The organism is Nonlabens sp., from assembly GCF_039941875.1.
GTDB lineage: Bacteria > Bacteroidota > Bacteroidia > Flavobacteriales > Flavobacteriaceae > Nonlabens.
The window spans coordinates 88,352-115,046 of sequence record NZ_JBDVDQ010000016.1 but is presented as its reverse complement, the minus strand read 5'-3'; the positions used below and the strand labels follow the sequence as shown (position 1 = coordinate 115,046).

The 26,695-nt window shown below is 34.5% G+C and carries 32 protein-coding genes; 15 read left to right on the top strand and 17 right to left on the bottom strand.

Annotation, left to right across the window (positions count from 1 at the left end; genetic code table 11):
• Positions 1 to 31: 31 nt before the first annotated feature.
• Positions 32 to 418 (bottom strand): PUR family DNA/RNA-binding protein, encoded by a 387-nt coding sequence (locus ABJF08_RS10470; protein ID WP_348116129.1) that lies wholly within the window; start codon positions 416 to 418, stop codon positions 32 to 34.
• Between the two features lie 123 nt (positions 419 to 541).
• Positions 542 to 2,293 carry an ABC transporter ATP-binding protein gene (locus tag ABJF08_RS10465; RefSeq protein WP_348116128.1) on the bottom strand — a complete coding sequence of 584 codons (1,752 nt, stop codon included), beginning with the start codon at positions 2,291 to 2,293 and terminating at the stop codon, positions 542 to 544.
• Between the two features lie 139 nt (positions 2,294 to 2,432).
• Here ABJF08_RS10465 and ABJF08_RS10460 point away from each other — a divergent pair, with 139 nt between their 5' ends.
• The 4 genes from ABJF08_RS10460 (at position 2,433) to yajC (ending at position 5,477) form a co-directional block, all read left to right on the top strand.
• Positions 2,433 to 3,539 (top strand): Glu/Leu/Phe/Val dehydrogenase, encoded by a 1,107-nt coding sequence (locus ABJF08_RS10460; RefSeq protein WP_104516098.1) that lies wholly within the window; start codon positions 2,433 to 2,435, stop codon positions 3,537 to 3,539.
• A 127-nt stretch (positions 3,540 to 3,666) separates the two neighbouring features.
• Positions 3,667 to 4,605: a transcription antitermination factor NusB gene (gene nusB, locus ABJF08_RS10455; protein WP_348116127.1), complete on the top strand. Its 939-nt coding sequence runs from the start codon at positions 3,667 to 3,669 to the stop codon at positions 4,603 to 4,605.
• Positions 4,606 to 4,688: 83 nt separating this feature from the next.
• Positions 4,689 to 5,162, top strand: a complete 474-nt coding sequence (locus ABJF08_RS10450) for a DUF1573 domain-containing protein (RefSeq protein WP_348116126.1) — start codon at positions 4,689 to 4,691, stop codon at positions 5,160 to 5,162.
• A gap of 18 nt (positions 5,163 to 5,180) precedes the next feature.
• Positions 5,181 to 5,477 carry a preprotein translocase subunit YajC gene (gene yajC / locus ABJF08_RS10445; protein ID WP_317044703.1) on the top strand — a complete coding sequence of 99 codons (297 nt, stop codon included), beginning with the start codon at positions 5,181 to 5,183 and terminating at the stop codon, positions 5,475 to 5,477.
• 77 nt (positions 5,478 to 5,554) lie between these two features.
• Here the strand turns inward: yajC and ABJF08_RS10440 are convergent, their stop codons facing one another.
• From ABJF08_RS10440 to ABJF08_RS10410, 7 genes are all read right to left on the bottom strand, one after another.
• Entirely contained in the window at positions 5,555 to 6,046 is a 492-nt protein-coding gene (locus ABJF08_RS10440) for an SRPBCC family protein (RefSeq protein WP_348116124.1), read from the bottom strand.
• A 69-nt stretch (positions 6,047 to 6,115) separates the two neighbouring features.
• Positions 6,116 to 7,087, bottom strand: coding sequence for a hypothetical protein (locus ABJF08_RS10435; protein ID WP_348116122.1), 972 nt, complete (start codon positions 7,085 to 7,087; stop codon positions 6,116 to 6,118).
• Between the two features lie 2 nt (positions 7,088 to 7,089).
• Positions 7,090 to 8,322, bottom strand: coding sequence for a peptidase T (gene pepT / locus ABJF08_RS10430; protein WP_348116121.1), 1,233 nt, complete (start codon positions 8,320 to 8,322; stop codon positions 7,090 to 7,092).
• Between the two features lie 127 nt (positions 8,323 to 8,449).
• Positions 8,450 to 8,893 carry a hypothetical protein gene (locus tag ABJF08_RS10425; protein WP_348116120.1) on the bottom strand — a complete coding sequence of 148 codons (444 nt, stop codon included), beginning with the start codon at positions 8,891 to 8,893 and terminating at the stop codon, positions 8,450 to 8,452.
• Positions 8,894 to 9,060: 167 nt separating this feature from the next.
• On the bottom strand, positions 9,061 to 9,486 hold the full coding sequence (locus ABJF08_RS10420) for a hypothetical protein (protein WP_348116118.1): 426 nt from the start codon (positions 9,484 to 9,486) through the stop codon (positions 9,061 to 9,063).
• 61 nt (positions 9,487 to 9,547) lie between these two features.
• Positions 9,548 to 10,978: an HD domain-containing protein gene (locus ABJF08_RS10415; protein WP_348116116.1), complete on the bottom strand. Its 1,431-nt coding sequence runs from the start codon at positions 10,976 to 10,978 to the stop codon at positions 9,548 to 9,550.
• A 2-nt stretch (positions 10,979 to 10,980) separates the two neighbouring features.
• A complete protein-coding gene (locus tag ABJF08_RS10410; protein WP_348116115.1) occupies positions 10,981 to 11,628 on the bottom strand; it encodes an L-threonylcarbamoyladenylate synthase in 648 nt (215 codons plus the stop codon).
• Positions 11,629 to 11,743: 115 nt separating this feature from the next.
• On the opposite strand from ABJF08_RS10410, the gene ABJF08_RS10405 reads away from it, so the two are divergent.
• Positions 11,744 to 12,676 carry a glycosyltransferase family 2 protein gene (locus tag ABJF08_RS10405; RefSeq protein ID WP_348116113.1) on the top strand — a complete coding sequence of 311 codons (933 nt, stop codon included), beginning with the start codon at positions 11,744 to 11,746 and terminating at the stop codon, positions 12,674 to 12,676.
• A gap of 4 nt (positions 12,677 to 12,680) precedes the next feature.
• On the opposite strand, the gene ABJF08_RS10400 is transcribed toward ABJF08_RS10405, so the two are convergent.
• Positions 12,681 to 13,472: a glycosyltransferase family 2 protein gene (locus ABJF08_RS10400; RefSeq protein WP_348116112.1), complete on the bottom strand. Its 792-nt coding sequence runs from the start codon at positions 13,470 to 13,472 to the stop codon at positions 12,681 to 12,683.
• 98 nt (positions 13,473 to 13,570) lie between these two features.
• On the opposite strand from ABJF08_RS10400, the gene ABJF08_RS10395 reads away from it, so the two are divergent.
• Positions 13,571 to 14,329, top strand: a complete 759-nt coding sequence (locus ABJF08_RS10395; RefSeq protein ID WP_348116110.1) for a lipopolysaccharide kinase InaA family protein — start codon at positions 13,571 to 13,573, stop codon at positions 14,327 to 14,329.
• Positions 14,326 to 15,165, top strand: coding sequence for a glycosyltransferase family A protein (locus ABJF08_RS10390; RefSeq protein WP_348116109.1), 840 nt, complete (start codon positions 14,326 to 14,328; stop codon positions 15,163 to 15,165). Before ABJF08_RS10395 ends, ABJF08_RS10390 begins: the two co-directional genes overlap by 4 nt.
• Here the strand turns inward: ABJF08_RS10390 and ABJF08_RS10385 are convergent.
• Positions 15,162 to 15,926, bottom strand: coding sequence for a glycosyltransferase family 2 protein (locus tag ABJF08_RS10385; protein ID WP_348116107.1), 765 nt, complete (start codon positions 15,924 to 15,926; stop codon positions 15,162 to 15,164). The genes ABJF08_RS10390 and ABJF08_RS10385 overlap by 4 nt on opposite strands.
• A gap of 114 nt (positions 15,927 to 16,040) precedes the next feature.
• Between ABJF08_RS10385 and ABJF08_RS10380 the strand changes: the two genes are divergently transcribed.
• Positions 16,041 to 16,871 (top strand): glycosyltransferase family 2 protein, encoded by an 831-nt coding sequence (locus ABJF08_RS10380; protein WP_348116106.1) that lies wholly within the window; start codon positions 16,041 to 16,043, stop codon positions 16,869 to 16,871.
• Positions 16,872 to 16,876: 5 nt separating this feature from the next.
• On the top strand, positions 16,877 to 17,773 hold the full coding sequence (locus ABJF08_RS10375) for a hypothetical protein (protein WP_348116105.1): 897 nt from the start codon (positions 16,877 to 16,879) through the stop codon (positions 17,771 to 17,773).
• Here ABJF08_RS10375 and ABJF08_RS10370 read toward each other — a convergent pair.
• Together ABJF08_RS10370 and ABJF08_RS10365 are read right to left on the bottom strand one after the other, a co-directional pair.
• Positions 17,770 to 18,834, bottom strand: a complete 1,065-nt coding sequence (locus tag ABJF08_RS10370) for a glycosyltransferase family 9 protein (RefSeq protein ID WP_348116104.1) — start codon at positions 18,832 to 18,834, stop codon at positions 17,770 to 17,772. The two genes, ABJF08_RS10375 and ABJF08_RS10370, sit on opposite strands and share 4 nt — an antisense overlap.
• Entirely contained in the window at positions 18,834 to 19,649 is an 816-nt protein-coding gene (locus ABJF08_RS10365; protein ID WP_348116260.1) for a 2,3,4,5-tetrahydropyridine-2,6-dicarboxylate N-succinyltransferase, read from the bottom strand. Before ABJF08_RS10365 ends, ABJF08_RS10370 begins: the two co-directional genes overlap by 1 nt.
• A 104-nt stretch (positions 19,650 to 19,753) precedes the next feature.
• Between ABJF08_RS10365 and ruvX the strand changes: the two genes are divergently transcribed.
• The 3 genes from ruvX (at position 19,754) to ABJF08_RS10350 (ending at position 21,310) form a co-directional block, all read left to right on the top strand.
• Positions 19,754 to 20,173: a Holliday junction resolvase RuvX gene (ruvX, locus tag ABJF08_RS10360; RefSeq protein WP_348116102.1), complete on the top strand. Its 420-nt coding sequence runs from the start codon at positions 19,754 to 19,756 to the stop codon at positions 20,171 to 20,173.
• Between the two features lie 54 nt (positions 20,174 to 20,227).
• Positions 20,228 to 20,818, top strand: coding sequence for a peptide deformylase (gene def, locus ABJF08_RS10355; protein ID WP_348116100.1), 591 nt, complete (start codon positions 20,228 to 20,230; stop codon positions 20,816 to 20,818).
• 96 nt (positions 20,819 to 20,914) lie between these two features.
• The gene (locus tag ABJF08_RS10350) at positions 20,915 to 21,310 is read left to right on the top strand and encodes a DUF5606 domain-containing protein (protein WP_348116099.1); all 396 of its coding nucleotides are present in this window, start codon (positions 20,915 to 20,917) and stop codon (positions 21,308 to 21,310) included.
• 75 nt (positions 21,311 to 21,385) lie between these two features.
• On the opposite strand, the gene ABJF08_RS10345 is transcribed toward ABJF08_RS10350, so the two are convergent.
• The 4 genes from ABJF08_RS10345 to rlmD are packed head-to-tail and all read right to left on the bottom strand — an operon-like array spanning position 21,386 to position 24,549.
• Entirely contained in the window at positions 21,386 to 22,099 is a 714-nt protein-coding gene (locus tag ABJF08_RS10345; RefSeq protein ID WP_348116098.1) for a DUF6048 family protein, read from the bottom strand.
• On the bottom strand, positions 22,062 to 22,577 hold the full coding sequence (locus ABJF08_RS10340) for a DUF6452 family protein (RefSeq protein ID WP_348116097.1): 516 nt from the start codon (positions 22,575 to 22,577) through the stop codon (positions 22,062 to 22,064). The genes ABJF08_RS10345 and ABJF08_RS10340 overlap by 38 nt, the downstream gene beginning before the upstream one ends.
• A gap of 4 nt (positions 22,578 to 22,581) precedes the next feature.
• Positions 22,582 to 23,118 (bottom strand): TlpA disulfide reductase family protein, encoded by a 537-nt coding sequence (locus ABJF08_RS10335; RefSeq protein ID WP_348116096.1) that lies wholly within the window; start codon positions 23,116 to 23,118, stop codon positions 22,582 to 22,584.
• Positions 23,119 to 23,130: 12 nt separating this feature from the next.
• Complete coding sequence (rlmD, locus tag ABJF08_RS10330; protein ID WP_348116095.1) at positions 23,131 to 24,549, bottom strand: 23S rRNA (uracil(1939)-C(5))-methyltransferase RlmD; 1,419 nt, start codon at positions 24,547 to 24,549, stop codon at positions 23,131 to 23,133.
• 157 nt (positions 24,550 to 24,706) lie between these two features.
• On the opposite strand from rlmD, the gene rocD reads away from it, so the two are divergent.
• From rocD to ABJF08_RS10315, 3 genes are read left to right on the top strand one after another with little or no spacing between them, the layout of a single operon-like run.
• The gene (gene rocD, locus ABJF08_RS10325) at positions 24,707 to 25,984 is read left to right on the top strand and encodes an ornithine--oxo-acid transaminase (protein ID WP_348116093.1); all 1,278 of its coding nucleotides are present in this window, start codon (positions 24,707 to 24,709) and stop codon (positions 25,982 to 25,984) included.
• Between the two features lies 1 nt (position 25,985).
• Positions 25,986 to 26,306, top strand: a complete 321-nt coding sequence (locus tag ABJF08_RS10320; protein WP_348116092.1) for a CD225/dispanin family protein — start codon at positions 25,986 to 25,988, stop codon at positions 26,304 to 26,306.
• Positions 26,306 to 26,686, top strand: coding sequence for a DUF2752 domain-containing protein (locus ABJF08_RS10315; protein ID WP_348116090.1), 381 nt, complete (start codon positions 26,306 to 26,308; stop codon positions 26,684 to 26,686). The genes ABJF08_RS10320 and ABJF08_RS10315 overlap by 1 nt, the downstream gene beginning before the upstream one ends.
• The last annotated feature ends 9 nt before the right edge of the window (positions 26,687 to 26,695 follow it).

Sequence of the window (26,695 nt, the reverse complement as noted above, 5' to 3'; positions counted from 1 at the left end):
GAAAGGCTTTGTGATAATTTTAATTGTTTACTTATATGTCATCAAAACTGATGTCGGTAAAACTTTCAGTAGGGTTTACAGTAGCGGTCTCTGTTGCGATAGGTGCTGCTGCCTCTTCTCTTTTGTAATCAGATTGATGGCGGTCAGATATAACTTCACCACCTTTTTTATCTATAATAAAGTCGGTGATCTCTTTGAGCGTGTCTCCGAATTCTTGAAAATCTTCTTTATAAAGATAGATTTTATGTTTCTTAAAGTGAAAACTACCATCATCATTAGTGAATTTCTTACTTTCAGTAATAGTTAAGTAATAATCGTCTGCCTTAGTGGCTCTTACGTCAAAGAAATAGGTACGTCTTCCTGCTCGTACTACTTTTGAAAATATCTCTTCTTGCTCTTGGTAATCTCGATCGCTCATGTTCTTTAAGTAGTGTTATATCTTACCAAAAATAGAAAAAAATGTCTAATAGAAAAGATAATCGATAATTAATATCATAAGCAACTGTGATATAGTTAATTGTATGCGATATTTTTTGTATGATTAATCTTCTTGTAGCATTTGATTTGCATATAGATCTGCATAATAACCTTCATTTGCTAGTAGAGATTCATGATTACCGTGTTCTATAATGTTACCATCTTCTAGTACGATTATTTGATCTGCATTTTTTGCACTACTCACACGATGACTTACAATTACCGTAGTCGTATCTTTAGTTACCTTTTTAAGATTGTTCAGTATCTTTTCTTCGGTCTCTGTGTCTACGGCGCTTAAGCAGTCGTCGAATAATAAAATCTGTGGTTTTTTAATAATTGCCCTTGCGATGGAAACGCGTTGTTTCTGTCCACCACTTAAAGTAATACCTCGTTCTCCTAACACGGTTTCATAACCCTTAGTAAAGTTGGTTATATTCTTATGTACAACAGCATTTTTTGCAGCAGCTTCTATCTCTTCCTGGCTGGCATCTTTTTTACCGAATGCTATGTTCTTACCTATGGAATCAGAGAATAAGAATGCGTCTTGTGGTACATAACCTATGGAGTTTCTTAGGTCGTTTAAATTAAGCTGATTGATCTCAGTACCGTCTACGGTTAGAGAGCCGTTATCTATATCATAAAGTCTACCTATTAATTCTAGGATAGTAGATTTACCACTACCAGTTTTTCCTAAAATGGCTAGTGTTTTTCCAGATTCTATTTCAAATGATACATTCTTTAAAGCATGAATGTTAGTATCTTCATAAGTAAAGTTTACATTCTTAAATGAGATATTACCTTTAATAGGTGTAGGCGACTCATTAAGATTTTTAATTGCTGGATCTATATCTAAGAACTCGTTAATTCTTTTTTGAGAAGCCTCAGCTTGCTGTATCATGTTAGTAACCCACCCTACGATGGCAACTGGCCAGGTAAGCATGTTTACATAGATTAAAAATTCTGGTATCGTACCTACATCTATAGTTCCTTCTATAACTTGGTTACCACCTATATATATGACCATTATATTACTAAGTCCTATAAGTAGTACCATTAACGGAAAGAATAGCGCTTGTATTCGGGCTAGATCTATATTTTTATCCTTACTGTCGTTAGCTACTTGTGTAAACTGCTCATTCATTTGTGGAGCAAGATTATAAGCCTTAATAACAGATATTCCACTAAAAGCTTCTTGTGAGATGGTATTTAAATTTGATAAATATTGTTGTACCAGTGTAGCTCGCTTGTTGATCTCTCTACTTATTACGTAAATCGCTACTGATAAAATAGGTAACGGTATAATCGTGTAAATAGCTAGAGTAGGAGCAGTCTCTATCATCGCAGGTATAACAACGGCAAATAAAGTAATCATGTTTATACTGTACATGATGGCAGGTCCCATGTACATGCGTACTTTAGAAACATCTTCACTTATACGATTCATTAAATCTCCTGTACGGTTTTGTTTATAAAAGCCTAGAGATAGACGCTGGTACTGTTGATAGACTATATTTTTAAGGTCGTATTCTAGGTGCCTGGAAACAACTATTATCAACTGTCTCATTACAAAAGTAAGTACCGCGGCGAGAAGGGTAGATCCTAAAATAATTAAGATGTATAAAATGAGATCGTCTTTCATCCCTTCTTTATCCGTAATTAAACCCTTATCATAATCGTTAAGAAGGTTAATAATTTTACCTACATATTTAGGTAAATACAAGGATAAATAACGAGATATAATGGTGACTATAACACCTCCTATAAATTGCCATTTGTACTTTGCAAACAGTACATTTAGTTTTTTAAGTTCTTTCATTTACTTACAAATTCCCTATGGGAAATTATTTTTTTAATCAGTTCGTAAATTAAGCATGGTAAATTGCCTAATCCCTAAAATCAAGTTATTTTTGCACGCTTTTTAATAACAACTTTTAAAAGTCAATAAATTTCTTTTTATGCCTCAAGAATTTGATTCTTTAGAAAAATTAGTTCGTCAGGATCCTGTCTTCGGTCAGGTGTCATTTGATGGTCACGAGCAAATCGTTTTTTGTAACGACAAAGATACAGGACTGAAAGCCATTATCGGTATTCATAATACAGTATTAGGTCCAGCATTAGGTGGTACGCGCATGTGGCAATATGAAAATGAATGGGCGGCACTTAATGATGTTTTAAGACTTTCTAGAGGTATGACCTTTAAGAGTGCCATTACTGGATTAAATCTAGGTGGTGGAAAAGCCGTTATTATAGGGGATGCAAAAACTCAAAAAACACCTGAGTTAATGCGCAAGTTTGGTGAATTTGTACATTCATTAAGCGGTCGTTACATCACTGCCGAAGATGTAGGTATGGCTACCGAAGATATGGATACAGTGCGTGAGGTTACGCCATATGTAACTGGTATATCTCAAGAAAAAGGTGGTGCAGGAAATCCTTCTCCTATTACAGCTTACGGTGTTTTTATGGGTATGAAAGCAGCTGCACAGTTTAAGTACGGCAGCGATGTACTAGAAGATAAAAAAATCTATGTAGAAGGAATAGGTAACGTAGGGGAAACTCTAGTAGAATATCTAACTCAAGAAGGCGCAGATGTTGTTGTTTCTGATATAAATCAGGACAGACTAGAAGAGGTTAGAGATAAATATGGTGTGACTATTTATGGAGGTAACGATTTACATGCAGAGCAAATGGATATTTATGCTCCTTGTGCATTAGGAGCTACTATAAATGACACTTCTATTAATAAATTACAAGCATCTATTATTGCTGGTGCCGCAAATAATCAACTTGCAGATGAGGTAAAGCATGGTATGCTACTTCAAAACAAAGGAATTGTTTATGCTCCAGACTTTTTAATTAATGCAGGTGGGATTATAAATGTTTATGCAGAGTTAGAAGGGTATGACCGTTCTGAAATCATGAGAAAAACTGAAAATATTTATACGACTACTATAGAAATTTTGAATCGTGCCAAAGAAACTGGCGTGAGTACTCATAAAGCAGCTTTAGAGATAGCACAAGCTCGTATTGCAGCTAGAAAACAAGAGCAGCTAGTTTACTAGTTCACTTTAAAACAGTATTTTTGCCTCGTTTTTAGAAGTAGAAACGAGGTTAATAGTTATTATAATTCCGCTTTCGCGAAAGCTATCATAAAAAATAGATCGCTAGAGTAATAAATAAAACGTTCTTATGCTTACCAGAAGACAATTGCGCATCAAAGTAATGCAAGCAGTTTTTTCTTTTCAACGTCAAAATCCAGACGATTTAAAAGACCTTGAAAAGTTTATCAACACTAGTATGACGCAATCATACACGCTGTTTTTATACATGGCACAACTGCTGGTTAAAATTCATGAAGAGGCTGTAGAAAGACATGGTAAAAAGCAAAAGAGATTGCTTTCTTCTAATGTAGAAGAAAATCCGTCAAGACACTTCATTGATAATAAAATTTTATTACAATTAAGAGAGAGCGAGGCGCTTAAAGAGGCGTTACAACAGCGTGATCTAGATCCATGGCATCTTGATTCTAAGTACGTAGAAAACCTTTATTTTAAAATTCAAGAAAGCAAGACTTTTGTCGTTTATTCTATGGACGAAGAGCCTTCTCTTAAAAAGGATCTAAAATTCTTAACCTACATCTACGAAGATATTATCGCGCCTAGTGATGAGCTTTTAGATTACCTAGAAGACATTAACATCACATGGACCGATGATTTTCCACTAGTTAATTCTACCATGATTCAATTCATGCGTAAAATTAAACCTTCAAAAGATGTTGTTTTGCCACCATTATTTAAAGATCAAGAAGACGCAAAGTTTACAATGAATCTTTTTAGAAAGACGTTGCTAAACATTAATGAGCTATCTGCTCGTATAGAAGGTAAAACACCTAACTGGGATAAAGAACGTATAGCTCAAATAGATTTGGTGTTGATTATGATGGCACAAGCTGAGTTTTTATATTTCTCAGACATACCGGTTAAGGTTACTATCAATGAATATCTAGAGATTGCCAAAGATTACAGCTCTCCTAAAAGTGCTAATTTTATCAACGGTATTCTAGATAATCTACTTAAGGAATTTGAGAAAAACGATCAGCTACATAAAATGGGTAGAGGTTTAATGTAAGGTTAAGTTAATAGCGTTGGATTAAAACATGTTTTTAATTACATTTGCTTTACATTTTTTAGAAATTATTAAAATAAAACATGATGAAAAAATTAGTTTTGATGGTAGCTGCTGTAGCTACAATGGCTTTAACTAGCTGTAACGAAAAAGCACAATCTGCAACAATCGATGAAGCAAACCTTACTGCTGCAGCTGCAAGCAAAGAAGTTGCTGGTGACTATCCAGAAATGACTTTTGCTGAAACTGAATTTGATTTCGGTACTGTGGAAGAAGGTGCAGTAGTTGAGCATGAATATAAGTTTACAAACACGGGAAGTGCTCCACTAATCGTTGTAAACGCAAAAGGATCTTGTGGTTGTACAGTTCCTACTTGGTCTAAAGAGCCTATCGCTCCTGGTGCTGAAGGTACGATGTTAGTAAAATTTAATACTAATGGTAAACCTAATGCACAGACTAAAACAGTTACTATTAAGGCAAATACAGAATCTGGTACTGAGTCTATCCGTATCAAAGGTTTTGTAAATCCTAAGGCTAAGGCTGGTACGCCTAACGCATAAGGATTTTTTATTATGGACATGAATACCATTATAAACTTTGCGCCTTACCTGCTTATCATCGGAGTGTTCTATTTTTTGATCATGAGACCACAAGCACAAAAGCGTAAAGAAGAAAAAACTTTTGCAGAATCACTTAAAGTGGGTACCAAAGTAATTACTACTAGCGGTATACACGGTAAAGTAAATCAAATTAATCCTGAAAAAGGAACCGTTTTGATTGAAACAGGTGCCGGTAAAATTACTTTTGAAAGATCTGCAATATCTGTAGAGCTGACAAAGAAATTATCTGAGACAGTGATTACTAAAGAAAACTAAGAACAGTTTATGTTCATTTATAAAACCCTTGAGAGATCAAGGGTTTTTTTATACGCTGTATTTAATACCTGTAATAGTTATAAGTGCTTTTCCATTCCAGGCAACTCTTTCCATGTACCGTTTTCTGCCACTTCTTTTAAGGTTTTGTTCCTTTGTTCTAACAGTCTGATCATATAGTTTTTCAGAAATAGAGCATCAACTATTTTACCTAATACACCTAGAGGTGAGGTATAATCAAATATATCCTTCATGAGTGTAGAGCCATCTTCTTGTTGTTCAAAAAAATGTTCATGTTTAAAATGCTTAAAAGCTCCTTTTACTAGTTGATCTGCAAAATATTTGTGTGGTTCTACATCTGTAATTAAACTAGTCAGTTCTTGAGTAAAACCTAAGTGCTTTGCTCTCCAGGTGACCGTTTCTCCTTTTTCTACTAGCCCAATCATTCTTCCTGCAACTGCACGCTCATTTGTGTGTTCTAGCGATAACATGTGCAAGTCTATACTTCTAGCTAGATCAAAGACCAATTCTATGGGAGCGTTTATAGTAGTAGAAAGATGTAAACTGGGCATTTTTTGTGTTTATTGATGATTTTTTTTTCTTTCACGAACTAAAGAAAGTTGTAGTAAAAGTTAATAGGTCTAACAATCACCACATTCTCTACTCTCCATAGAAAAAGGTATTCTAACATAAGATTGTACTGGTATGCCTCTTACTTGAGCTGGTTTCCATTTTACATCCATACTGAGTAGACCTCTAATTGCCATTTCATCAGGTCCTTTACCCATTCCATCCTTTATTTTAATATCGCTTACATTACCTTCTGTATCGATCATAAAAAGTATGCTCATATTAGTGCTGTAATCGTTATTGTTGAGTTTTATTAAATCATAATAATGACTTATGTGTATCTGTAACTTACGCATGAATTTTTTAGAATTCATCAAAGGTTGAGCACTTTGAGAATAGGAATCATACGTGTAACTTTTTCCATTGTGATAGCTTTTTCCAGATTTTGGAACCCCATCTTCGTATATTTCTTCATAAACTAAGATATTGTTTTTGTACGCTTTCCATAAACCACTAGCTTTTTGATTTTTATAATTGCCACTCAGACTATCTATTACCTTACTGTCGCCTTTGTATGGACCATTAAAAACTCCATTCCCATCTTTGATATAGACACTACCATCTAGCTCTTTTTTATATTTATAATAACATGGTACACCTTCTTCACTAGATTTACTTAAGGCATAGTTTTCTAGCAAGGTTCCAGTGGAATCATAAACAGATTGAAAACCTACTATTCGATCACTAGAATAAGTATGTTGCCTCATCTTATTACCATTACTATAAAACCATTGCCAGGTGCCAGTTCTATAATCGGTTCTTATTTCCAAATAACCTTTTGAAAATAACTGATCATTCTGCTTGTAATAAGTTTCCTCTTTTATTAAACCTATAGATGCATCTGCTTCTTTAATTTGATAAAAGACTGCTGCTGTAGAATCGGTTACCACTTTTCTATTGTTATCTAGCCAGCTCTTTTCTTGAGCAATGGCTGCTGTGAATAAACCAATGGTTAATACTATGGTCAATGAATATTTGATCATGTTTACTTTTCTTGAGCAACTAATTCTGCTATTTTTACTATTACCTCTGTAGCTTTTATCATGCTTTCTACTGGGACATATTCATAAGGACCGTGAAAATTATGACCACCAGCAAATATATTAGGACACGGTAATCCCATGTAACTTAATTGAGATCCATCTGTACCACCTCGTATAGGTTTAATAAGAGGTGTAATGCCTAAGTCTTTCATTGCCTGCTCTGCAACGTCTACTATATGCATTACTGGTTCTACTTTTTCACGCATGTTGAAGTATTGATCCTTAATCTCTATACTTACTGCCTCGCGATCATATTGCTCATTAAGAGTGTTTACAAGGTTTTGCATTACCTCTTTACGTGCTTCAAAATGTCCTTTATCATGATCTCTAATAATATACTGTAATTCTGATTTTTCTACAGCTCCTTTCATATTATGTAGGTGAAAGAATCCTTGGTATTCCTCTGTATGTTCTGGAGTTTCCATTCTAGGCAAAGAATCGATAAACTCCTGAGCTACGTACATGGAGTTAATCATTTTTCCTTTGGCATATCCTGGGTGAACTATTTTACCATAAAAAGTTACTACCGCACCAGCAGCATTGAAATTTTCATATTCCAGTTCTCCTATCTGACTACCATCCATTGTGTAAGCCCAGTCTGCACCAAATTTCTCTACATCAAATTTATGTGCGCCGCGACCTATTTCTTCATCTGGTGTAAAACCTACTTTAATTGCACCGTGTTTAATTTCTGGATTATCGAGCATGTGCTTCATAGCAGTCATTATTTCAGTAATTCCAGCTTTATCGTCTGCCGCTAGTAGGGTAGTACCGTCTGTTGTAATAATCGTTTGCCCTTTGTATTGTTTTAAATCGTCAAAATATTCTGGTGATAAAACAAGATCAGACCCTTTTAAAGGGATATCTCCTCCATCATAATCTTCTATAATTTGAGGTTTTACATCCTTACCAGTAAAATCTGGAGTGCTATCAAAGTGCGAGATAAAACCTATGGTAGGCGTTTCATGATCAACATTAGAAGGTAGAGTAGCCATTATGTAAGCATTCTCATCTATAGTCACATCGCTCATTCCCATATCTATAAGCTCTTGATGTAATTTGCGTGCAAGATCCCACTGCTTTTCACTACTAGGTGTCGTATCACTATTAGGGTCTGACTCCGTATCGATGGTGATGTAACTTATAAAACGTTCTATGATTTCTTGCTTCTTCATGGCTTTTTTTTATTGTGTAAAGATAGTTTGATTCCGCTTTCGCGAAAGCGGAATTTTTCAAAAAACCTTTATAATAATATTTATTTATTGATTAGAGAATGTGGTAAGTTATAGAATTCTAGCCTTATTACCAGCGATTATTATAAACCGATAGCGGATTATAAGATCGGTGTAATGCGGTGTTTCTATTGGCTTCAAAAAAGGCAGGATTACTAGACTTAAATTTTCTAGCAAATCGATCGTTTTCTAAATACACATTTACAGCCTTGCGGTCTTTTTTAAATCTTAATCTGCCAAAATCTGTGTTTGCATTAGGTGTATAAGGTTTAGACTCTAAGGACTGTGATTCATTATAAATAGAAACCATATCGATGGTTTTTACTCCAGGAGTTATAGAAAAACCTGTGTTAGGATCAACTATATTATTGCTATCTAGACTCAGAGTAATATTGATTTGATGCTCTGGCATGAGAAAAAGATTGAAACCTTGAAGGTCATCATTATTTAATTCCTGTCCATAATTAATGGAGCATGTGCAACAAATAATAATAAAAGAGAGCCATTTATACATAGTTTTAAAGATAGAAAATGAAATAGGATTGAGCAAAAAAAATCGAGTTACATTGCTGTAACTCGATTTTTATAATGACATAGATCACAGTGTTGTAATATTATTTAATGACACAATGTAAATTGATATAAATACTGCTTTTACAATAGCGATACATTTATTAAATTCTAGAAATTAGGTACTCCAGTATAATCTGTGTAACCTGCGCTTAATATAGAATTACGACTAGCTTCAAAAAAGGCTAGGTTATTTGTTTTCATGTTTATGAAAGTAGAGTTATAATTTCCTAATTCTATAAAAGCATCTGGATTTATATTTTGTATAGTAGGAAACTCTTCACTACCTAATAAAGATGGTAGTTTTTCAAAATCTATTTGATCTGTAAGAAGTGTAGATTGCACCACTTCTAGCGAAGATTTATTGCTAATACATTTTGCAAATAACTCTAGATCGCTAGTTGTAATACTTGATTTAAAATTAACGTCACACGCATCTTTTTCTACTGGTATTTCCTGTAATAAATTGTGTTGCGCAAACATGAAAGCACTGATGAATAAACATATTATAAGTGATGTTATTTTTGATACTTTCATGATTTTAAGTTTTAAAACGCTTAAAGATAGTGATTTAAATTTTTTAGATCTTAAAATTAATTTATTTTTTAAGTGTTAAACCCAAGCTTTTTCCTTTTTCGAGCATAAATTGATATGCTGCATCGTGCTCGTTAGGAATGACACCATCGAGTATAGAATCTTTAATAGAGGTTTTAATTATTCCAATTTCTTTACAAGGTTTTAAGTCAAAGGCTAGCATGATTTCTTCTCCAGTAACTGGTGGTTGAAAATTGCGTACATGATCGCGTTCTTCTACCTCAACTATTTTATCACGCACCTGTTGAAAGTTTGCGTGATACTGTTTAAAACGTCTAGGGTTCTTAGTAGTAATGTCTGCCTCACATAGAATCATTAAATCCTCGATATGTTCACCAGCATCGTGTACTAGTCTTCTCACAGCACTGTCTGTAGCACTCTCGTCAATAACGGCTATAGGTCGGGAAGACATGCGCACCATTTGCTGCACAAATTTCATTTTATCGTTTAATGGCATTTTTAATCTTTTGAAAAGATGAAAAACCATTTTCGCTCCCTTAAACTCGTGTCCATGAAATGTCCACCCTACTTTTTTGCTAAATCTCTTAGTAGGTGCTTTACCTATGTCATGAAGTAATGCTGCCCAGCGTAACCAAAGATCTTCTGTATTGCGTGATATATTATCTACTACTTCTAGAGTGTGGTAGAAATTGTCTTTATGTTTTTGTCCTTCTACTTCTTCAATACCTTTTAAGGCAGTGAGTTCTGGCATTATTAATCTAAGCAAGCCAGTCTTTTCAAGTAATAAAAAGCCTAATGATGGCTCTTGACACAACATGATTTTATTAATTTCTGTAACGATGCGTTCTTTTGATATAATCTCAATTCTATGAGCATTGCGTTTTATACTTTCAAAAGATTTAGATTCTATTCTAAAACCTAATTGTGATGCAAATCTAATGGCGCGCAGCATTCTTAATGGGTCGTCACTGTAGGTAATATCTGGATCTAATGGTGTGCGTATAATCTTATTCTCTAAGTCATTGATACCATTAAAAGGATCTAATAAAGCACCGTAGTTTTTTCTATTAAGAGAAAAAGCCATTGCATTAATGGTAAAGTCACGACGGTTTTGATCGTCTTCTAGACTTCCGTCTTCTACCACAGGATTGCGACTACCGCGATCATAACTTTCTTTTCTTGCACCTACAAATTCTAATTCTAGATCGTCTGTTTTAACCATGGCTGTACCATAGTTTTTAAAGACGCTTACTTTAGTGCTGTGTGGTAAAAGTTCTTCTACTTTGCGAGCTAGTGTGATACCACTACCTACGGCTACTACATCTATGTCTTTTTTCTGACTACGTTTAAGAAAAAAATCTCTTACATAACCGCCTATTACATAAGCTGGTAATTCCAGTTCCTCTGCTGCCTGACTTAAAGTTCTAAAAACGTTTTCTTGAATAGCTTCAGGATAATGTGTTTTTTGATCCATTCTTACTCGCGTATAATTTTAATGACTCCATTACTAGAGATCTTCATAATAGAAGATGGTTTAATGTTTTTGTGTACTAGAGGAAGGTCCATTACATGGTCTACTCTTTCTATTAAATCTGGATGTATGTCTGCAAAGTTAACAGGAGAAGATTCACCGCTCAAATTTGCACTAGTAGAAACGATGGGTTTGCGCAGTTTTTTAATGATAGATCTACACAATGGGTCGTTAGTTACCCTTACAGCTAGTGTGTTATCTGCAGCTATTACATTTTCTGCCACATTTTTAGGTCTGTCGAATACGATGGTAAGTGGTTTTTTATTCACCTTAAGAACTTCCCAAGCCATATCTGGTACATCCTCAATGATAGATTCTAACATTTGAAAACTATCTACGAGAACTAATAAAGATTTAGATTTATCACGTTCTTTAATTTCAAATATTTTTTCTACTGCGTCGTAATTACTAGCATCGCAGCCTAAACCATAAATGGTGTCTGTTGGGTAAATAAGAGTTTGGCCTTTTTTAAGAGCCGTTACAGCTAGGTTGATAGCCTCGCGAGGTAATTCTACCTCTACTTGCTTATCCTTACTAGGTTTACGACCTCTTACTTGGTCTCTTCTATTTCTACTTCTATCGCTTCTTCCCATGGTTTGCAAAATTAAGTTTTCTAGCTGTATTAGTAGCTTTTTTATGTCAACTTCATTCTATTGTTTCTTGTTAAACTATGATCGGTTAACTTTGAAAGCTAAATCTTAAAGATCAATGTTAGATATAAGCTGTGTTTATGTAAACTATAATAGTGCTTCATACACGTCAAGTGCCATAAAATCGTTGCTGGAAAAAACGACTAACTCTGTTACTTATGAAATTGTGGTTGTGGATAATGGATCTAGATATGAAGATTACGAGATGCTTAAAAACTCTTTAGATTTATTAAAGTCTGATAAGATACGCTTATATCGCAGTAGGGTTAATACAGGTTTTGGTGCAGGGAATATGTTAGGAGTTAACTTTACCTCACCTTCTAAGTATTATGCATTCATAAATAATGATACTGTCTTTACTCAAGAGAATACATTACATGATTTAAAAGTATTTATGGAAAGTACTCCAGATGCTGGTATATGTGGTCCTCAAATGATGAGTGAACATGGTGATAGGATATCGTCATTAGACCATCTTGCTACACCTGCTAGACAACTATTAAAAAGGGATTTTTTAGAGTGGTTAAATGTTTCTAAATATCCAAAACGTAAAAAAATATATACAGAGCCTGTAGCCTGTGGTTATGTGCCAGGTAGTTTTATGTTAGTAAAAGCTAGTTCTTTTGATGCTGTAGGAGGTTTTGATACAGCGTTGTTTCTTTATTATGAAGAAAGCGATTTATCTACAAGATTATTGAAAAGACTAGGAGAGAAAACATACCATTATCCTAGCCAGCAATACATCCATTATCAGGGCAAGTCTACAGAGAAAAATGTCAATATAAAAATAGAGCAAAAACTGTCGTTACTTTATTTGACTAAAAAACACCACGGTCGTCTAGCTTATTGTTTACTCCTCAATTTTTACACTATTAAGTTTTTCATAGGTGGGATTTTTAGTGCTAAAAAAAGAAAAATGTTCATCGCATTATTTAAAGGAGGTTCTCTAGATCAATCTTTGCGATGTAAACAAGTTATCCAAAAAAGGTAAAGGTTTAAAGATATTGATCCACACCTTTTTGGGCATAAGTATTTCCAGAGCTTTCCATTTGTTTCTCTATTTCTAGATTTAAATGGACCTGGCTTTTATCTTGCTCTTTGTGATATACGTGATAGACTATACCTTTATGTTTAATACGTTTACCTAGAACACCGTTGTTAATCATGCGTTGAATAAGTTCACTGTCGTCGATTCCCCAACCTACTAGTTCTTCATTAAAACCATTTACAGCAATGAAATCTTTGCGCCAAAAGGACATGTTGCAACCTCTTAATTTTCCAGATCTTTTAGTTTCTGTTTTGGCTCTATTTGCGATGAATGGAATACGTAAAGTTCTATTGCGTTTTTTAATGCCTTTTGAGAAGTAGTTAAAATCTATTTGTTTGTTCTTAAATAATTTTTCTAAATGGTTTTCTTGAATATTTACACGACTACCGAATAGATAAACACCTTCTTCAGCCATAGAAAGATGGTCTTTTACAAAATCTTTATGTAAAACTATATCGCCATCTATTTCTAGAATGTAATCATATTTTGCTCTGGCGATAGCCTTATTCATGATAGCCGGCTTTTGATTTCCATTATCTTCATGCCAGACATGGATAAGAGGTACAGGAAAATCTTTTTGAAATTTTTCAACTAACTCGCGTGTAGCTGCCGTAGAGCCATCGTCTGCAATGATGACCTCATTGGGTAGTACGCTTTGTCTTTTAACACTTAATAATAGTAATTCTAGTGCTTGTGGCCAGTTATACGTTGGGGTAACAAGAGAACATTTTAAAGACATAGAGATAAATGAAGTTGGTATACTGCAATATTAAGTAATTCTATTCATTTGATTGTTTTTTCCGTTTCTTTGCGGTCTGTAAATAGATGGATATTATAATGAGTAGAGAAAAATTTGTTAGTGGCACGCTTTCGCGAAAGCGGTTTCAAGAAATACTCGATCTATTTCATCAATCTACTCAACAGTTAGGAGATGATCGTAATAAGATTAAAGTAGTCACGTACCAAGGTGAGAAACTGGTAGTAAAGTCTTTTAGAACGCCTAATTTTATTAATAAAATAGCGTATCGATTTTTTAGAAAATCTAAGGCAGCGAGATCTTATTATAATGCGCAGTATCTAGAGCAACACGGTATAGGTACTCCATCACCTATTGCTTTTCTAGAACAATTAACAGCTCTAGGACTGCATGAAAGTTATTATGTAAGTGCCTATGCAAATCATGATTTTACCTATCGCGAGATCATAAATGATGATCAATTACAGGATAAAGAAAATATCTTAAAGCAATTTTCAAAATTCATGTACGACATGCATGAGGCTGGTATTTATTTTTTAGATCATTCACCAGGAAATACCTTGATAAAGAAAGAAGGAGAAGATTATAAGTTTTCTTTAGTAGATTTAAATAGGATGAAATTTTACGATATCCCATATGAGGATAGATTAAAAAACTTTGAACGTTTATCTCCTAAAAAGGAGATGTACGAAATCATGGGAGAAGAGTATGCTTTACTTTCTAAGCAAGATCCACAGACTACTATAGAGACTATGTGGAAGTATACACAGCAGTTTCAAGAAGCTTTTCATAGAAAGAAACGCATGAAGAAGAAAATTAAAGGTGTTTTTAAATCATGAAGTTATCTGAAATTCCTAAGTCTATAAGCACGAGTCTAAAGATGGTGCTTATACCGCAATCAAAGCTAGCCGCTCATCCTGAAAAGAGAATACCGGTAATAGTGTCTCTAACTTCTATACCGACTAGATTAAGAACATTGCACATTACTATACGCAGTATGATGCAACAAGAATATTTGCCCGAGAAGATTGTTTTATGGCTCAAAGAAGATCTTAAAAATCAAATACCTAAAAGGCTTTCAAAATTAGAGGGAGATCTTTTTGAGATACGATATTCTACTTATGGTTTTTCTCATAGAAAATTGATTCATAGTATAGAGGCATTTCCTGATAAGGCTGTAATTACTTGTGATGACGATGTTATTTATCAACCTGATACACTTAAGATTATTTTTGAAGAACATCTTAAATTTCCAGACCAGGTAATAGGGAATAGGTGTCGTAAAATGACTTATGTAGATGGTCGTATAAATTCTTATAGTAAATGGCCTTTTATAGTAGATCCACCAGTGCAGAGTCCTCATAACATGCCTGTAGGTGCTTTTTGTGTTCTATATCCTGCAGGTAGCTTGCATAAGGATGTGCAAAATGTTGATCTTTTTACAAAATTAGCTCCTAAGGCAGATGACCTTTGGTTTAAAGCCATGGCTATTTTAAATGGTACTAGATCTTTGCAGAATCATACCAGTCCTGAAGTACCTACACCTATTTTAGGTACCCAGTTCGTAGCATTGAAAAAAGTGAATAAAGGACAAGACTTTAATAGAGTGCAGTGGGAACAAATTTGTACCCATTACCAGTTATCTGAAAGCAAAATAGAAGAATTACTGTCTTAGTCTATTCCCCTGCGTAATAACCACAATTTTACATACCTCATAAAAATTCCATAACTTCTTAAGTATGCAATGGTAAAACCTACAAAGCCATCTAGAAAACCTAGTTGGATAATGTAGTGTTTAAAAAATCCCCAGAATGGTTTAACCACCACATGGAATAAGGTGATCCTGCCTACTTTTTTATCAAAGTCCCTTGCTTGTAAACTGGCATACCGCTGTAATTTATTTACATGGTGATCTATGTTTACATATTTATAATGCAATAACTTGTTGTCTAACCAGCCTAAAGAACCATTTGCCTCTATTTCAGAGTGTACGTGTTTATCTACGTACTTACATTTAGATTTTTGGAAAAGGCGTATGACTTTATCGTTTTTCCAGCCGCTGTAACGCACTTGTTTACCCATAAAGAAATTGCGTCTTCCCATCCAGTAGCCTGCATGACCGTTAATCTCTAGCTGCGGTATTAGTTGGATTATTTCTTCTTTTAAGGCTGGAGTAACTCTCTCGTCTGCGTCTACAAGTAAAATCCACTCGTTAGTTGCTTGAGGTATGGCCCAGTTCTTTTGAGAAGCACTGTGAATATACTCTCTAGAAAGTAATTTATCAAAATAGGGCTGTCCCAGTTCTACAGTATTATCAGTACTGTTACTATCTACTAAAATGACTTCGTTACAAAAACTTACACTTTTAAGCACTTCAACTATGTTGTGCGCTTCGTTATAAGCAGGTATTATGGCTGTTATTGGATACTTTGGCATGTGGTGACTAATCTACAAGATAAAAATCAAACAGTAGCAAAAATAACTTTGTTATCTTAATAACCCATCTTATATGATTAAATTTGTAAAAAATCAGAATACTATTTTCCTTTTATGATTAAAGATCCATCTATATCGGTAGTAATAAGTACGTATAACTCTATTCCATGGTTAGAAAAAACCTTGTGGAGTTATGAGCATCAAATATTTAGACAGTTTGAAATAGTTATTGCAGATGATGGGTCAAATGATGAGACTAAAGATTTTATTAAAAGATATAGTGAAAAAAGCTCTAAGAAAATCATACATGTATGGCATGAAGATGATGGTTTTCAAAAAAGTATGATCTTAAACAAAGCATTATCTGCCTGTAATGCAGAGTATGTGGTCATGTCTGACGGTGATTGTATCGCAAGAGAAGATTTTTTACAGATTCACTACGAGCGTCGTGAGCATGGTTACTTTCTCTCTGGCGGTTATTATAAATTGCCATTAGAACTTTCTCAAAATATTACAGAAAATGATATAGCAACGCAAAGATGTTTTAATGCTGACTGGTTAAGAAGTAACGGACTACCTGCATCTTATAAAAACCAAAAACTAACATCTGGATTTGTTACCGCAAAGATTATGGAAAACCTGACACCTACTAACGCTAGTTGGAACGGGCATAATTCTAGTGGCTGGCTGGTAGATCTTAAAAAAGTAAATGGATTTGATGAGCGCATGCAATATGGCGGTCAGGATAGAGAACTGGGTGAGCGTTTATTTAATTTAGGTATTAAATCAAAGCAAATACGCTACAGTGCTATCTGTTTACACTTAGATCACGCTCGTGGTTATAAGAATCAAGAATCTATTGATAAAAATAAAGCAATAAGAAAATCTACAAGAGGCGAGAAGAAAGATTACACGCCTTATGGCATAGTTAAGGAAAGTAAATAAATGTAATGAAGAGTCATTTTTTTATTCTTTTTGTGTTTTTCCTTAGTTCTTGCGAGAATAATAGAACGAATAGTTACGAGGACCTTATTCTAGAGTGTCGTTTTGCTGCTATGGGTTATAATACCATTGAATTTAAAGAAAGTTGGAAAGATTTTGAATTGAGTATTTCTCAACAAGGATTATTGTTGGATAATCGTGCATTAGATTATAAGAAACTCTTAACACAAATTGCAAATAATGATGTTCCTGAGGATGTTGATTACACTTCTTTAAGACATCCTGTTATTATTTCTACTCAAGGAGTTGTTGGTTTAGATGAATGTATAGAGCATGTAAATCTTACCATTCCTGATATCGAAAAACGTACCATGCACAAGTTTCAACAGATAACGGATGAAATGTTAGGTGGTACTAGTTCTCGAGATACGGCTCAAAAATTACTTGTATTGTTTAAGGATAAGGATTACGAATTCAAATTGTATCAATATTTGATTGTAGCGCTGGCAAGTGAATATTATTTTGAAGAAGGAGTAATCAATGATGGTTATACTATACCTAAGGGACCAGTTGAAGTAATTATAGCTTGTGATGATTTGAATTTTTATATAGACGATAAGGATCTACTTTCTATAGATGAAGAGTATATCCAAACAAAACATATTAGAAATAAAACCCTTCGTTTTTTAAAGAATTTTAAAGGAGATGTTTGTATAAATATTTCATGGAGTAGACAATGCTCATTTGATTATTATCAACAAGTGAAAAATGAAATTACAGCAGCTCTTAATTTTTATAAAGATCAAAGATCAAAAAGAATTTATAACCGGATGTTTCATCAGTTATCTGATAGTGAAAAAGAAGTTATTATTAATGAGCGTAAAATTGATATAGAAGAGAATTAATAATTCTCTCTGACAAATTTCTTTAAATCGGGAAACATCAATTTTGCATCAAATTGCTGGTATAATTCCATGGCTCTAGACTTCATGTTCTTAGGAGATGAGTCTTTATATAGTTCTGGTAAATAATCTTGCAGATGTACAGAGATGTGTTTTTTACCGTCTTCACTAACATTCCATGATGCTTTATTAATCCATGGGCTGAATATAGCAAAAGTGGGTATATCTAGTGCTTTACCCATATTAATTGCGCCACCTTCATTACCTATGATGCTTGTGCAGTGTGATAATACTTTTAAAAAATCTCTAATACTAGGCGCAAATGCGTCTATGAAAATATGTTTTTGAGTAGAGGTAGAACAAGCGTTGTATATAGCTAGTGCTTCTTTTTTCTGACTAGGTATGTAGTTAAAAAGTAACTGTGATCCTGTTTGGGTTACAAAATTATCGAGCACCTTTGCCATGGAGGTAAATGGCAATGTTTTATTTGCGCTACTTCCTAAAACACTCACCATAGTAAGTGGTTTTTTAAGATCTATGCCAGATTGTAAAAGCCATTGTTTGCCTTCAGTCTTTTCATCTGGTGTTAGGTATATCTTAGGTTTTAAATGCCATTGCACATCGTTAGTTATAGGTGTGGTAAGCAACATACGGCTGCCTAGTGCTATCCCAGTTTTATAAATAGAGGTGTCTGGATTGTTTTTAACGGCATCCGTATAGGCAAGCCTAGAGAACCATTTTTTATAACCTATTCTTTGTTTTGCTCTAGATAAATGAGATAGCACAGCGCTATTATTTTTTCCATAAGCATCTATGAGAAGATCGTATTTTTTTTGTTTCAGCTTTCGCGAAAGCGAGATTATAAAACTCATTTTCTCAAAATCTGACTTAGTCACTTTTATTAAATTATCAATAGCTGGGTGATGTGCCACTAGAGCATCGGCATGTGCGATGATGAGGTAATCGATTTGAGCATCAGGATACGTGATCTTGAGCTGTTGGGCGATAATGGTACTGGTAAGCACATCACCTAGCATTTGATATTGAATGAGTAATATATGCACTAAACGGCTACATTATATTCACGTAAAGCATCGTTTAAAGATGTCTTTTTATTAGTACTTTCTTTACGTCTACCTATGATTAAAGCACAAGGAACTTGGAACTCACCAGCAGCAAACTTTTTAGTATAACTACCAGGTATTACCACAGAACGTGCAGGCACACGACCTTTCATCTCTACAGGCTCATCACCAGTAACGTCTATTATTTTAGTACTCATAGTAAGAACAACATTTGCACCTAGAACAGCTTCTTTTTCTACGTGTACACCTTCTACTACTATACAACGAGAGCCTATAAATGCACCGTCTTCTATAATTACTGGAGCTGCTTGTAGTGGTTCTAAAACACCACCTATTCCTACACCACCACTTAAGTGTACATTTTTACCTATTTGAGCACAACTACCTACGGTAGCCCATGTGTCTACCATCGTACCTTCTTCTACGTGCGCACCTATGTTTACATAAGATGGCATTAGGATAACACCCTTAGAGATGTAAGCTCCATGTCTAGCTACTGCATTAGGTACAACGCGTATTCCTTTTTCTGCATAGCCGGTTTTAAGAGGTATTTTATCATGATATTCAAATGGAGCACATTCTATAGTTTCCATTTGTTGAATAGGGAAATAAAGTACAACGGCTTTCTTAACCCATTCATTTACTTGCCATCCATCTTCTGTAGGCTCTGCAACGCGCAATGTACCGCGATCTAGCATGTCTACAACTTCTCTTATAGCGCTTTTAGTGACTTTGTTTTCTAAAAGGGAGCGATCTTCCCACGCATTTTCTATAACATTTCTCAATTGATCCATGATGTTCTTTTTTTTTACAAATATAAGAGCTAGCTCTTTGAATTGATACTTTGAAGGTGGCATATTAGGGCATCCTTATTGATTTGGTTATTTTTGCAATATATATGGCAAGATTACTAGCAATAGATTACGGTAAAAAAAGAACTGGAATAGCGGTTACAGATCCTATGCAAATTATTGCGTCTGGTCTTACCACAGTTGCTACTCGTGATTTAACCTCTTTTTTACAAGAATACCTTAAAAAGGAAGAGGTAGAAACCATAGTGTTAGGAGAGCCTAAACAAATGGATTATACAGATAGTGAGTTAGGACCATGGTTGAGAAAGTACACCGTTCAATTACAAGAACTGTTTCCCGATGTGAAAATAGAACGTGAAGATGAGCGTTTTACCTCAAAAATGGCACATGCAGCTATGCTTAGTGGTGGGCTTAAGAAGAAACAACGCCAGAATAAAGCGTTAGTTGATGAGATAGCAGCCACGATCATATTGCAAAGTTATATGGACAGAAATAGTCCGTTTTAAATAATTAGCTTTTTGATTTTAAGATTAAAAAGCATTAACAATTAATCATTTATTATGATTTTACCAGTAGTCGCTTATGGCGATCCAGTTTTAAGAAAGAAAGCAGTAGATATTACATCAGAACATCCTCAAATAAAGGAGATTCTAGATAATATGTGGGAAACGATGTATAATGCAAGTGGAGTAGGTCTTGCTGCGCCGCAGGTAGGAATGCCTATTAGACTTTTTCTAGTAGATACGACTCCGTTTTCTGAAGATCCAGACCTTAGTCCAGAAGAAGCAAAGGAATTAAATGGATTTAAAAAGACATTTATAAATGCTGAGATTCTTGAGGAAAATGGTGAAGAATGGGCTTTTAATGAAGGTTGTTTAAGTATACCTAACGTTAGAGAAGACGTTTTTCGTCAGGAAGAGATCGTTATACGTTATCAAGACGAGAACTTTAAAGAACACACAGAAACGTATAATGGGTTAATTGCTCGTGTTATACAACATGAGTATGATCACATAGAAGGTGTTTTGTTTACAGATAAAATTTCTAGTCTTAAAAAGAGATTGATAAAAGGAAAACTATCTAACATCTCAAAAGGAAAAACTAATGTAGATTATAGAATGCGTTTTCCTGAAGTAAAGGGAAGAAGGTAGTTCTAGAAGGATTTCACAAAGAGATGTTGAAATCTTAAAGTAATAATTAAGGTAAGGTGTAATTATATATATTTGCCACCGTTAAAAAAGAAAAATATGAATTTAGATAATATACTTTCCATAACAGGTAAGCCAGGTTTATACCAATTAAAGAGTAAAGCAAAAAGTGGTTTTGTAGTAGAATCTTTATTAGATAACAAAACTTCTATAGTGGGAATTAGTCATAATGTAAGTGTTCTTAAGGATATTTCTATTTATACGTATTCTCAAGAAATGCCTTTAAAAGAGGTGTTTAAGAAGATAGCTGCAAAGGAATCTAATGGTCCTGCAATTAATCATAAGGGTAGTAAAAAAGAACTAGAAAGTTATTTTAACGAGGTTCTACCTGATTATGATGAAGATCGTGTGTATGCAAGTGATATTAAAAAAGTATTACAGTGGTATAACTTACTACAGGGTAATGATATGTTAGGCTCTCAAGAAGAGGAGTAAGTTTAAAGTTATTATATAAAAAAAAAAGCCTTTCCATAACTGGAAAGGCTTTTTTTATGTCTTTGAACATGTGATTTATTTTTTGAAAAATGGAATTCTATACATGATTCCATAAGAATAACCTACGCCTATGTTTCCAGTGTCAAAAGTTCTTCCATATCCTGGAACATAGAGATTGTCAAAATTATCAGGTGTCTTTTCTGATACCTGACGCTTTAATTGAAAGTTTGCTGTCATGTATAAATTGTTCAATACTTCAACTTTTAAACCTAGTTGTATTTCTAGCCAGATCATATTTAAACCTGTGAATTCTCGGTCTACAACGTTAGTAAAAACAGGGAAGTAGTTGTTATCTATATTATAATCATATCGGTTTAAGGTTTGTGACATGGTTGCATACCCTATTCTTGCACCTCCGTAAATCATGTTATCCATGTCCAGCCAGTTTTGATAGAAATTATAATCTACACCTGCTTTAATGAATGATCCTGATGTTTCATAATCTACGCTCTCGCTTATTCTGTCTAGAGATTCACTACCTATTTCTCCAGCTATATAAAGTCTATCGCTTAGTCGATAATCTGCTAGGACTTGAAAACCGGTGTACTCATCATCTAGTGCTGTTCTTACTAAACTGGCAAGATCGAGTCCAGCGCGTAAACCATAAGATTTCTTGTAAACGATGCTGTCTTTTTCTATCTCGTTTTCGCCTTGAGCGTTACTTGTGAAAAAAGTGAATATGGCTAGTATGCTAATGAAGTATTTGAACATGTATGTCTTCTGTATCATTAGTTATATTATTTTCTACGATTACGGTCCTGTTGATCCATTGTGTACCGCTAGTTTCTGGAGTAAGAATAGCAACAAGATTATTGTATATAATTCTAAAACCGCAAGCTCTACTTACATATTCTTCTTCTAGTATATAATTAAAATCTATGTTATCAGAATTTGCAATACCATCTTCAGTAAAGATAAAATCATAACTCGTTCTATTACCATCTGTAAGTAAAGGTATAGAAATGGTTTCTACATCTGTAAGTGTCGTAGAATCGTCACTATCTAGTGGTGCAAGCTCGCTGCTGCCTATTTCTTGTACTTGAATTTGGTCTACAGCCTTAAAATTAAGAGGGTTGAGCACATCTCTAAATTCAATAACTAACCTAGGTGTGGCTGCCTGGTCTGTTGTACACAAATCATCCTTTTCACAACCATTAAATAAAATGGCAGCGATTAGGATTAAAAAAACGCTAGAAAATCTTTTCATAGAATTATGGAGTGCTATTAGTCAGGTTTACAACTTCGTCATTGATCAACTTTGTTAAAATGTCTGAGGTAGGTCCATGACTAGGTCTGTGTATATAATCAGATAGTACCTGATTTCCTTTTTTATCATAAATGGTATACGTCGGGAATCCTACTAGGTTCAACTGCTGTTGTACAATAGAGCCTTGCTCGTCTGTAAGAAAATAATGTTTTCCTTTTATATTATACTCTTCTATAGAAGGTAAATAGGTAGCTTCCTTACTTGCGTGGCAGAGGTAGATAAATTCTACATCTTCCTTAAATTTTTCATGTAACGCCGGTGATGCTGCTTTAAACTCTGCTTTGCAAGGTGCGCACCAGGTTGCCCAGTTGTCTATATAAATTACCTTACCATTTGCATTTGCTACAATTTCATCAATAAATGTAGATGCATCGTCACTAGAAAAGCTGAGTATCTCTATGTCTTTAGTAACTTCAACTTGCTCTTTTTTACAGGAGACTGTAATAAAGAGCAAGATTATTATTGTGAAAATGTTTTTCATAATTTGAATTTTCTAGCCTTTAAGTTCTAGTAAAACTACGTTTTCTACGTGATGTGTCTGTGGGAACATATCTACTGGTTGTACCTTTACTATGGAGTATTTCTCATCTAGCAACGCAAGATCACGTGCTTGTGTTGCACTGTTACAACTTACATAGACTATGCGTTGTGCACTTAATTTAATAAGTTGTGCTACCACATCTTTGTGCATACCGTCCCTAGGTGGGTCTGTTATGATAATGTCTGGCTGTCCGTGCTCGTCAATAAATTCTTGAGTAAATACGTCTTTCATATCACCGGCAAAGAATGTCGTGTTTTCTATACCGTTGTGTAAAGCATTTGTTTTAGCATCTTCTATAGCTACAGGTATAGCTTCTATTCCTACGACATGCTTTGCTTTTTTAGCAACAAATTGCGCGATAGTTCCTGTTCCTGTATAAAGGTCATAAACCAGTTCTTCTCCAGATAAGCCTGCAAAATCTCTAGTTATTTTATACAGTTCATAAGCCTGTTTACTATTAGTCTGATAAAAAGATTTTGCATTAATTTTAAATTGCAAACCTTCCATTTCTTCAAAAATATGATCGCGGCCATTATAGCATATTACATCTTGATCATAAATCGTGTCGTTTGCTTTTTCATTTATAATGTACTGCAATGACGTTATTTGTGGAAAGTTTTCCTTTAAATGATCTAATAAAGCGATTCTTTGTGCCTCGTTATCTTGAAAAAACTGAATCACTACCATGTTCTCACCAGTAGAGGACATACGTAACATTAATGTTCTTAATGTTCCTGTTTTTTCTCTTGGGTTAAAGTAGGATATGTTTTCCGCTTTCGCGAAAGCGTGCACACTCAATCTAATATCTTCTCCTATTTGAGGATGTAGATGACACTCGTCTAAGTGTAAAATCTTATCCCACATTCCTGGAATATGAAAACCTAGGGCTTTTTTATCTTCTATTTCTACATCACTTTGAATTTCTTCTAGTGTTAACCATCGGTTTGCAGAAAAGCTGAATTCCATCTTATTTCGATAGTGGTATTGCTCAGAGGACCCTGCGATAGGAGTCATTTCTGGTAAGTCTAGGTGACCTATTCTTCTCAGGTTCTCTGCAACTTCTTTTTGCTTAAAATACAATTGACTTTCATAAGTCATGTGTTGCCATTTACAACCTCCACAAGTATTGAAGTGTTTACAAACAGGCTGCGCACGTCTGTCACTTAATTCAATAAATTCTGTAACACGACCTTCATAAAAAGATTTCTTTTTCTTAAAAGTCTGGATGTTTACCACATCTCCTGGGACAGCGTCTGTTAGGAAAATTACTTCTCCATCTTCTGTTTTTGCAACACTTTTACCTCTTGCACCTGCATCTACTACTGGTACATTTTCAAAGGTCTTTTGAGCTCTTCTTCTTCGTTTTGACATAGGCGGTAAAATTAACGTAATTCCTTGTTTTTATAGAATCTTTAGGCATTTAAGTTAAGGGTGGATTCTTGCGAATTTGACAAATTCTTAGATGTTTTAATTTTAATTCTGTAATCGAAATGATTAAATTGCGGCAAACGATAAAAATAGCACTGCAATGAGCATGAATAACGAAAGTAAAGCACAACATTTTATAGATCTAGAAGATAAACATGGAGCGCATAATTACCATCCCTTACCTGTAGTATTAGAAAAAGGAGAAGGTGTTTATGTGTGGGATGTGGATGGAAAGCGATACTATGATTTTTTAAGTGCTTATAGTGCGGTGAATCAGGGACACTGTCATCCTGCTATCGTTAATGCGATGAATGAGCAAGCGCAAACATTAACGCTTACTTCCAGAGCATTTCATAATGATAAATTAGGTCAGTACGAAAAGTACATGACAGAGTATTTTCAGTTTGATAAGGTACTACCTATGAATACTGGTGCTGAAGCGGTAGAGACTGCTATAAAAATAGCACGTAAATGGGCTTATGAGAAAAAAGGAGTAGAGGAGCATGCTGCAAAAATTATAGTATGTGAAAATAATTTTCATGGTCGTACGACTACAATTATCTCTTTTTCTAATGACGAAGATGCTCGTAAGAACTTTGGACCTTATACACCTGGATTTATAAAAATACCTTACAACGATACTGCGGCTCTTGAAAAAGCACTGCAAGAAGAAAATGTAGCTGGTTTTCTAGTAGAGCCTATACAGGGTGAGGCCGGAGTTTTTACTCCTAATGATGACTTCATGAGAGCATCGCGCGATCTTTGTAATAAATACAATGCTTTATTTATAGCAGATGAGATACAAACTGGTATCGCAAGAACTGGTGGTTTACTAGCTGTATGTGGTGACTGTAGTTGTGATGCGCATTGTGAGCGCCAGGAGGCAACTTATGCACGTCCTGATATGTTGATATTAGGTAAAGCATTATCTGGTGGTGCTTACCCTGTAAGTGCAGTACTTGCAGACAATGAGGTGATGAATGTTATTAAGCCTGGACAGCATGGTTCTACTTTTGGTGGTAATCCAGTTGCAGCAGCAGTTGCAATGGCTGCTCTTGAAGTGGTTAAGGATGAAAAATTAATTCAAAATGCTCGTGCATTAGGTAGTTACTTTAGAGCTGAGATTAATAAGTATATTGAAACTACAGACACGGTAACTCTAGTAAGAGGTAAAGGTCTTTTAAATGCTATAGTTATCAATGATACAGAAGATAGTAAGACGGCATGGAATATTTGTTTAAGGTTAAGAGATAATGGATTGCTAGCAAAACCTACTCACGGAAATATTATTAGATTTGCGCCACCACTTGTAATGACTAAAGAACAGTTAGATGAGTGTATTGCAATTATTATTAATACTTTAAAAGAATTTGAATAGAATGGATCAATCTAACCAACCACAAAACCAATTTCAACAACAACAGTTTAATCAAGGTAATAATTATGGCCCTGCACCTAAAACCTGGTTAGCAGAATCTATTATTGTTACTATTCTATGTTGTCAGGTTTTTGGAATTATTGCTATTATTTATAGTTCTCAAGTAGAAAGTAAACATAGAGTAGGAGATTTTCAAGGAGCTATAAAAGCTAGTAATACCGCAAAAAACTGGGTGATAGCTGCTGTCGTCACTGGTCTTGTGGTTATCATATTAGCTTTCTTCATGGGTGTACTAGGAGCTATCGCTGATGGAGGTTATTAATGATCAAAAATTATAAGCAAATACTTATTATATGCGGTACCATAATTTTATTTGGTGCCGCTTTTTTTCTGTTCAAAAATTATAATCCTGAAGAAGTAGGCTTTTACCCACAATGTCCTAGTAAATATGTGACAGGATATGACTGTCCAGGCTGTGGTTCTCAACGTGCCGTACATTCTTTGTTAAATGGTAATTTTATAAAGGCATATAATTACAACCCTTTACTATTTGTGTTGTTACCGTTTGGAGTTTTAGTAGGAGTTTTTGAATGGATTCCCGGTCTACGTGATCATAGATTTAGAAGATGGATCAATAATAAGTATCTGGTGTTATCTGTCTTTGCTCTCGTTGTCGTTTTCACAATCGTACGTAATCTATAGAATTCTAAA

Excerpts from the sequence above, each read along its gene's own strand:
- ABJF08_RS10470 (WP_348116129.1), bottom strand. The coding sequence starts at position 418 with ATGAGCGATCGAGATTACCAAGAGCAAGAAGAGATATTTTCAAAAGTA.
- ABJF08_RS10465 (WP_348116128.1), bottom strand. The coding sequence starts at position 2,293 with ATGAAAGAACTTAAAAAACTAAATGTACTGTTTGCAAAGTACAAATGG.
- ABJF08_RS10460 (WP_104516098.1), top strand. The coding sequence starts at position 2,433 with ATGCCTCAAGAATTTGATTCTTTAGAAAAATTAGTTCGTCAGGATCCT.
- nusB (WP_348116127.1), top strand. The coding sequence starts at position 3,667 with ATGCTTACCAGAAGACAATTGCGCATCAAAGTAATGCAAGCAGTTTTT.
- ABJF08_RS10450 (WP_348116126.1), top strand. The coding sequence starts at position 4,689 with ATGAAAAAATTAGTTTTGATGGTAGCTGCTGTAGCTACAATGGCTTTA.
- yajC (WP_317044703.1), top strand. The coding sequence starts at position 5,181 with ATGAATACCATTATAAACTTTGCGCCTTACCTGCTTATCATCGGAGTG.
- ABJF08_RS10440 (WP_348116124.1), bottom strand. The coding sequence starts at position 6,046 with ATGCCCAGTTTACATCTTTCTACTACTATAAACGCTCCCATAGAATTG.
- ABJF08_RS10435 (WP_348116122.1), bottom strand. The coding sequence starts at position 7,087 with ATGATCAAATATTCATTGACCATAGTATTAACCATTGGTTTATTCACA.
- pepT (WP_348116121.1), bottom strand. The coding sequence starts at position 8,322 with ATGAAGAAGCAAGAAATCATAGAACGTTTTATAAGTTACATCACCATC.
- ABJF08_RS10425 (WP_348116120.1), bottom strand. The coding sequence starts at position 8,893 with ATGTATAAATGGCTCTCTTTTATTATTATTTGTTGCACATGCTCCATT.
- ABJF08_RS10420 (WP_348116118.1), bottom strand. The coding sequence starts at position 9,486 with ATGAAAGTATCAAAAATAACATCACTTATAATATGTTTATTCATCAGT.
- ABJF08_RS10415 (WP_348116116.1), bottom strand. The coding sequence starts at position 10,978 with ATGGATCAAAAAACACATTATCCTGAAGCTATTCAAGAAAACGTTTTT.
- ABJF08_RS10410 (WP_348116115.1), bottom strand. The coding sequence starts at position 11,628 with ATGGGAAGAAGCGATAGAAGTAGAAATAGAAGAGACCAAGTAAGAGGT.
- ABJF08_RS10405 (WP_348116113.1), top strand. The coding sequence starts at position 11,744 with ATGTTAGATATAAGCTGTGTTTATGTAAACTATAATAGTGCTTCATAC.
- ABJF08_RS10400 (WP_348116112.1), bottom strand. The coding sequence starts at position 13,472 with ATGTCTTTAAAATGTTCTCTTGTTACCCCAACGTATAACTGGCCACAA.
- ABJF08_RS10395 (WP_348116110.1), top strand. The coding sequence starts at position 13,571 with ATGAGTAGAGAAAAATTTGTTAGTGGCACGCTTTCGCGAAAGCGGTTT.
- ABJF08_RS10390 (WP_348116109.1), top strand. The coding sequence starts at position 14,326 with ATGAAGTTATCTGAAATTCCTAAGTCTATAAGCACGAGTCTAAAGATG.
- ABJF08_RS10385 (WP_348116107.1), bottom strand. The coding sequence starts at position 15,926 with ATGCCAAAGTATCCAATAACAGCCATAATACCTGCTTATAACGAAGCG.
- ABJF08_RS10380 (WP_348116106.1), top strand. The coding sequence starts at position 16,041 with ATGATTAAAGATCCATCTATATCGGTAGTAATAAGTACGTATAACTCT.
- ABJF08_RS10375 (WP_348116105.1), top strand. The coding sequence starts at position 16,877 with ATGAAGAGTCATTTTTTTATTCTTTTTGTGTTTTTCCTTAGTTCTTGC.
- ABJF08_RS10365 (WP_348116260.1), bottom strand. The coding sequence starts at position 19,649 with ATGGATCAATTGAGAAATGTTATAGAAAATGCGTGGGAAGATCGCTCC.
- ruvX (WP_348116102.1), top strand. The coding sequence starts at position 19,754 with ATGGCAAGATTACTAGCAATAGATTACGGTAAAAAAAGAACTGGAATA.
- def (WP_348116100.1), top strand. The coding sequence starts at position 20,228 with ATGATTTTACCAGTAGTCGCTTATGGCGATCCAGTTTTAAGAAAGAAA.
- ABJF08_RS10350 (WP_348116099.1), top strand. The coding sequence starts at position 20,915 with ATGAATTTAGATAATATACTTTCCATAACAGGTAAGCCAGGTTTATAC.
- ABJF08_RS10345 (WP_348116098.1), bottom strand. The coding sequence starts at position 22,099 with ATGATACAGAAGACATACATGTTCAAATACTTCATTAGCATACTAGCC.
- ABJF08_RS10340 (WP_348116097.1), bottom strand. The coding sequence starts at position 22,577 with ATGAAAAGATTTTCTAGCGTTTTTTTAATCCTAATCGCTGCCATTTTA.
- ABJF08_RS10335 (WP_348116096.1), bottom strand. The coding sequence starts at position 23,118 with ATGAAAAACATTTTCACAATAATAATCTTGCTCTTTATTACAGTCTCC.
- rlmD (WP_348116095.1), bottom strand. The coding sequence starts at position 24,549 with ATGTCAAAACGAAGAAGAAGAGCTCAAAAGACCTTTGAAAATGTACCA.
- rocD (WP_348116093.1), top strand. The coding sequence starts at position 24,707 with ATGAGCATGAATAACGAAAGTAAAGCACAACATTTTATAGATCTAGAA.
- ABJF08_RS10320 (WP_348116092.1), top strand. The coding sequence starts at position 25,986 with ATGGATCAATCTAACCAACCACAAAACCAATTTCAACAACAACAGTTT.
- ABJF08_RS10315 (WP_348116090.1), top strand. The coding sequence starts at position 26,306 with ATGATCAAAAATTATAAGCAAATACTTATTATATGCGGTACCATAATT.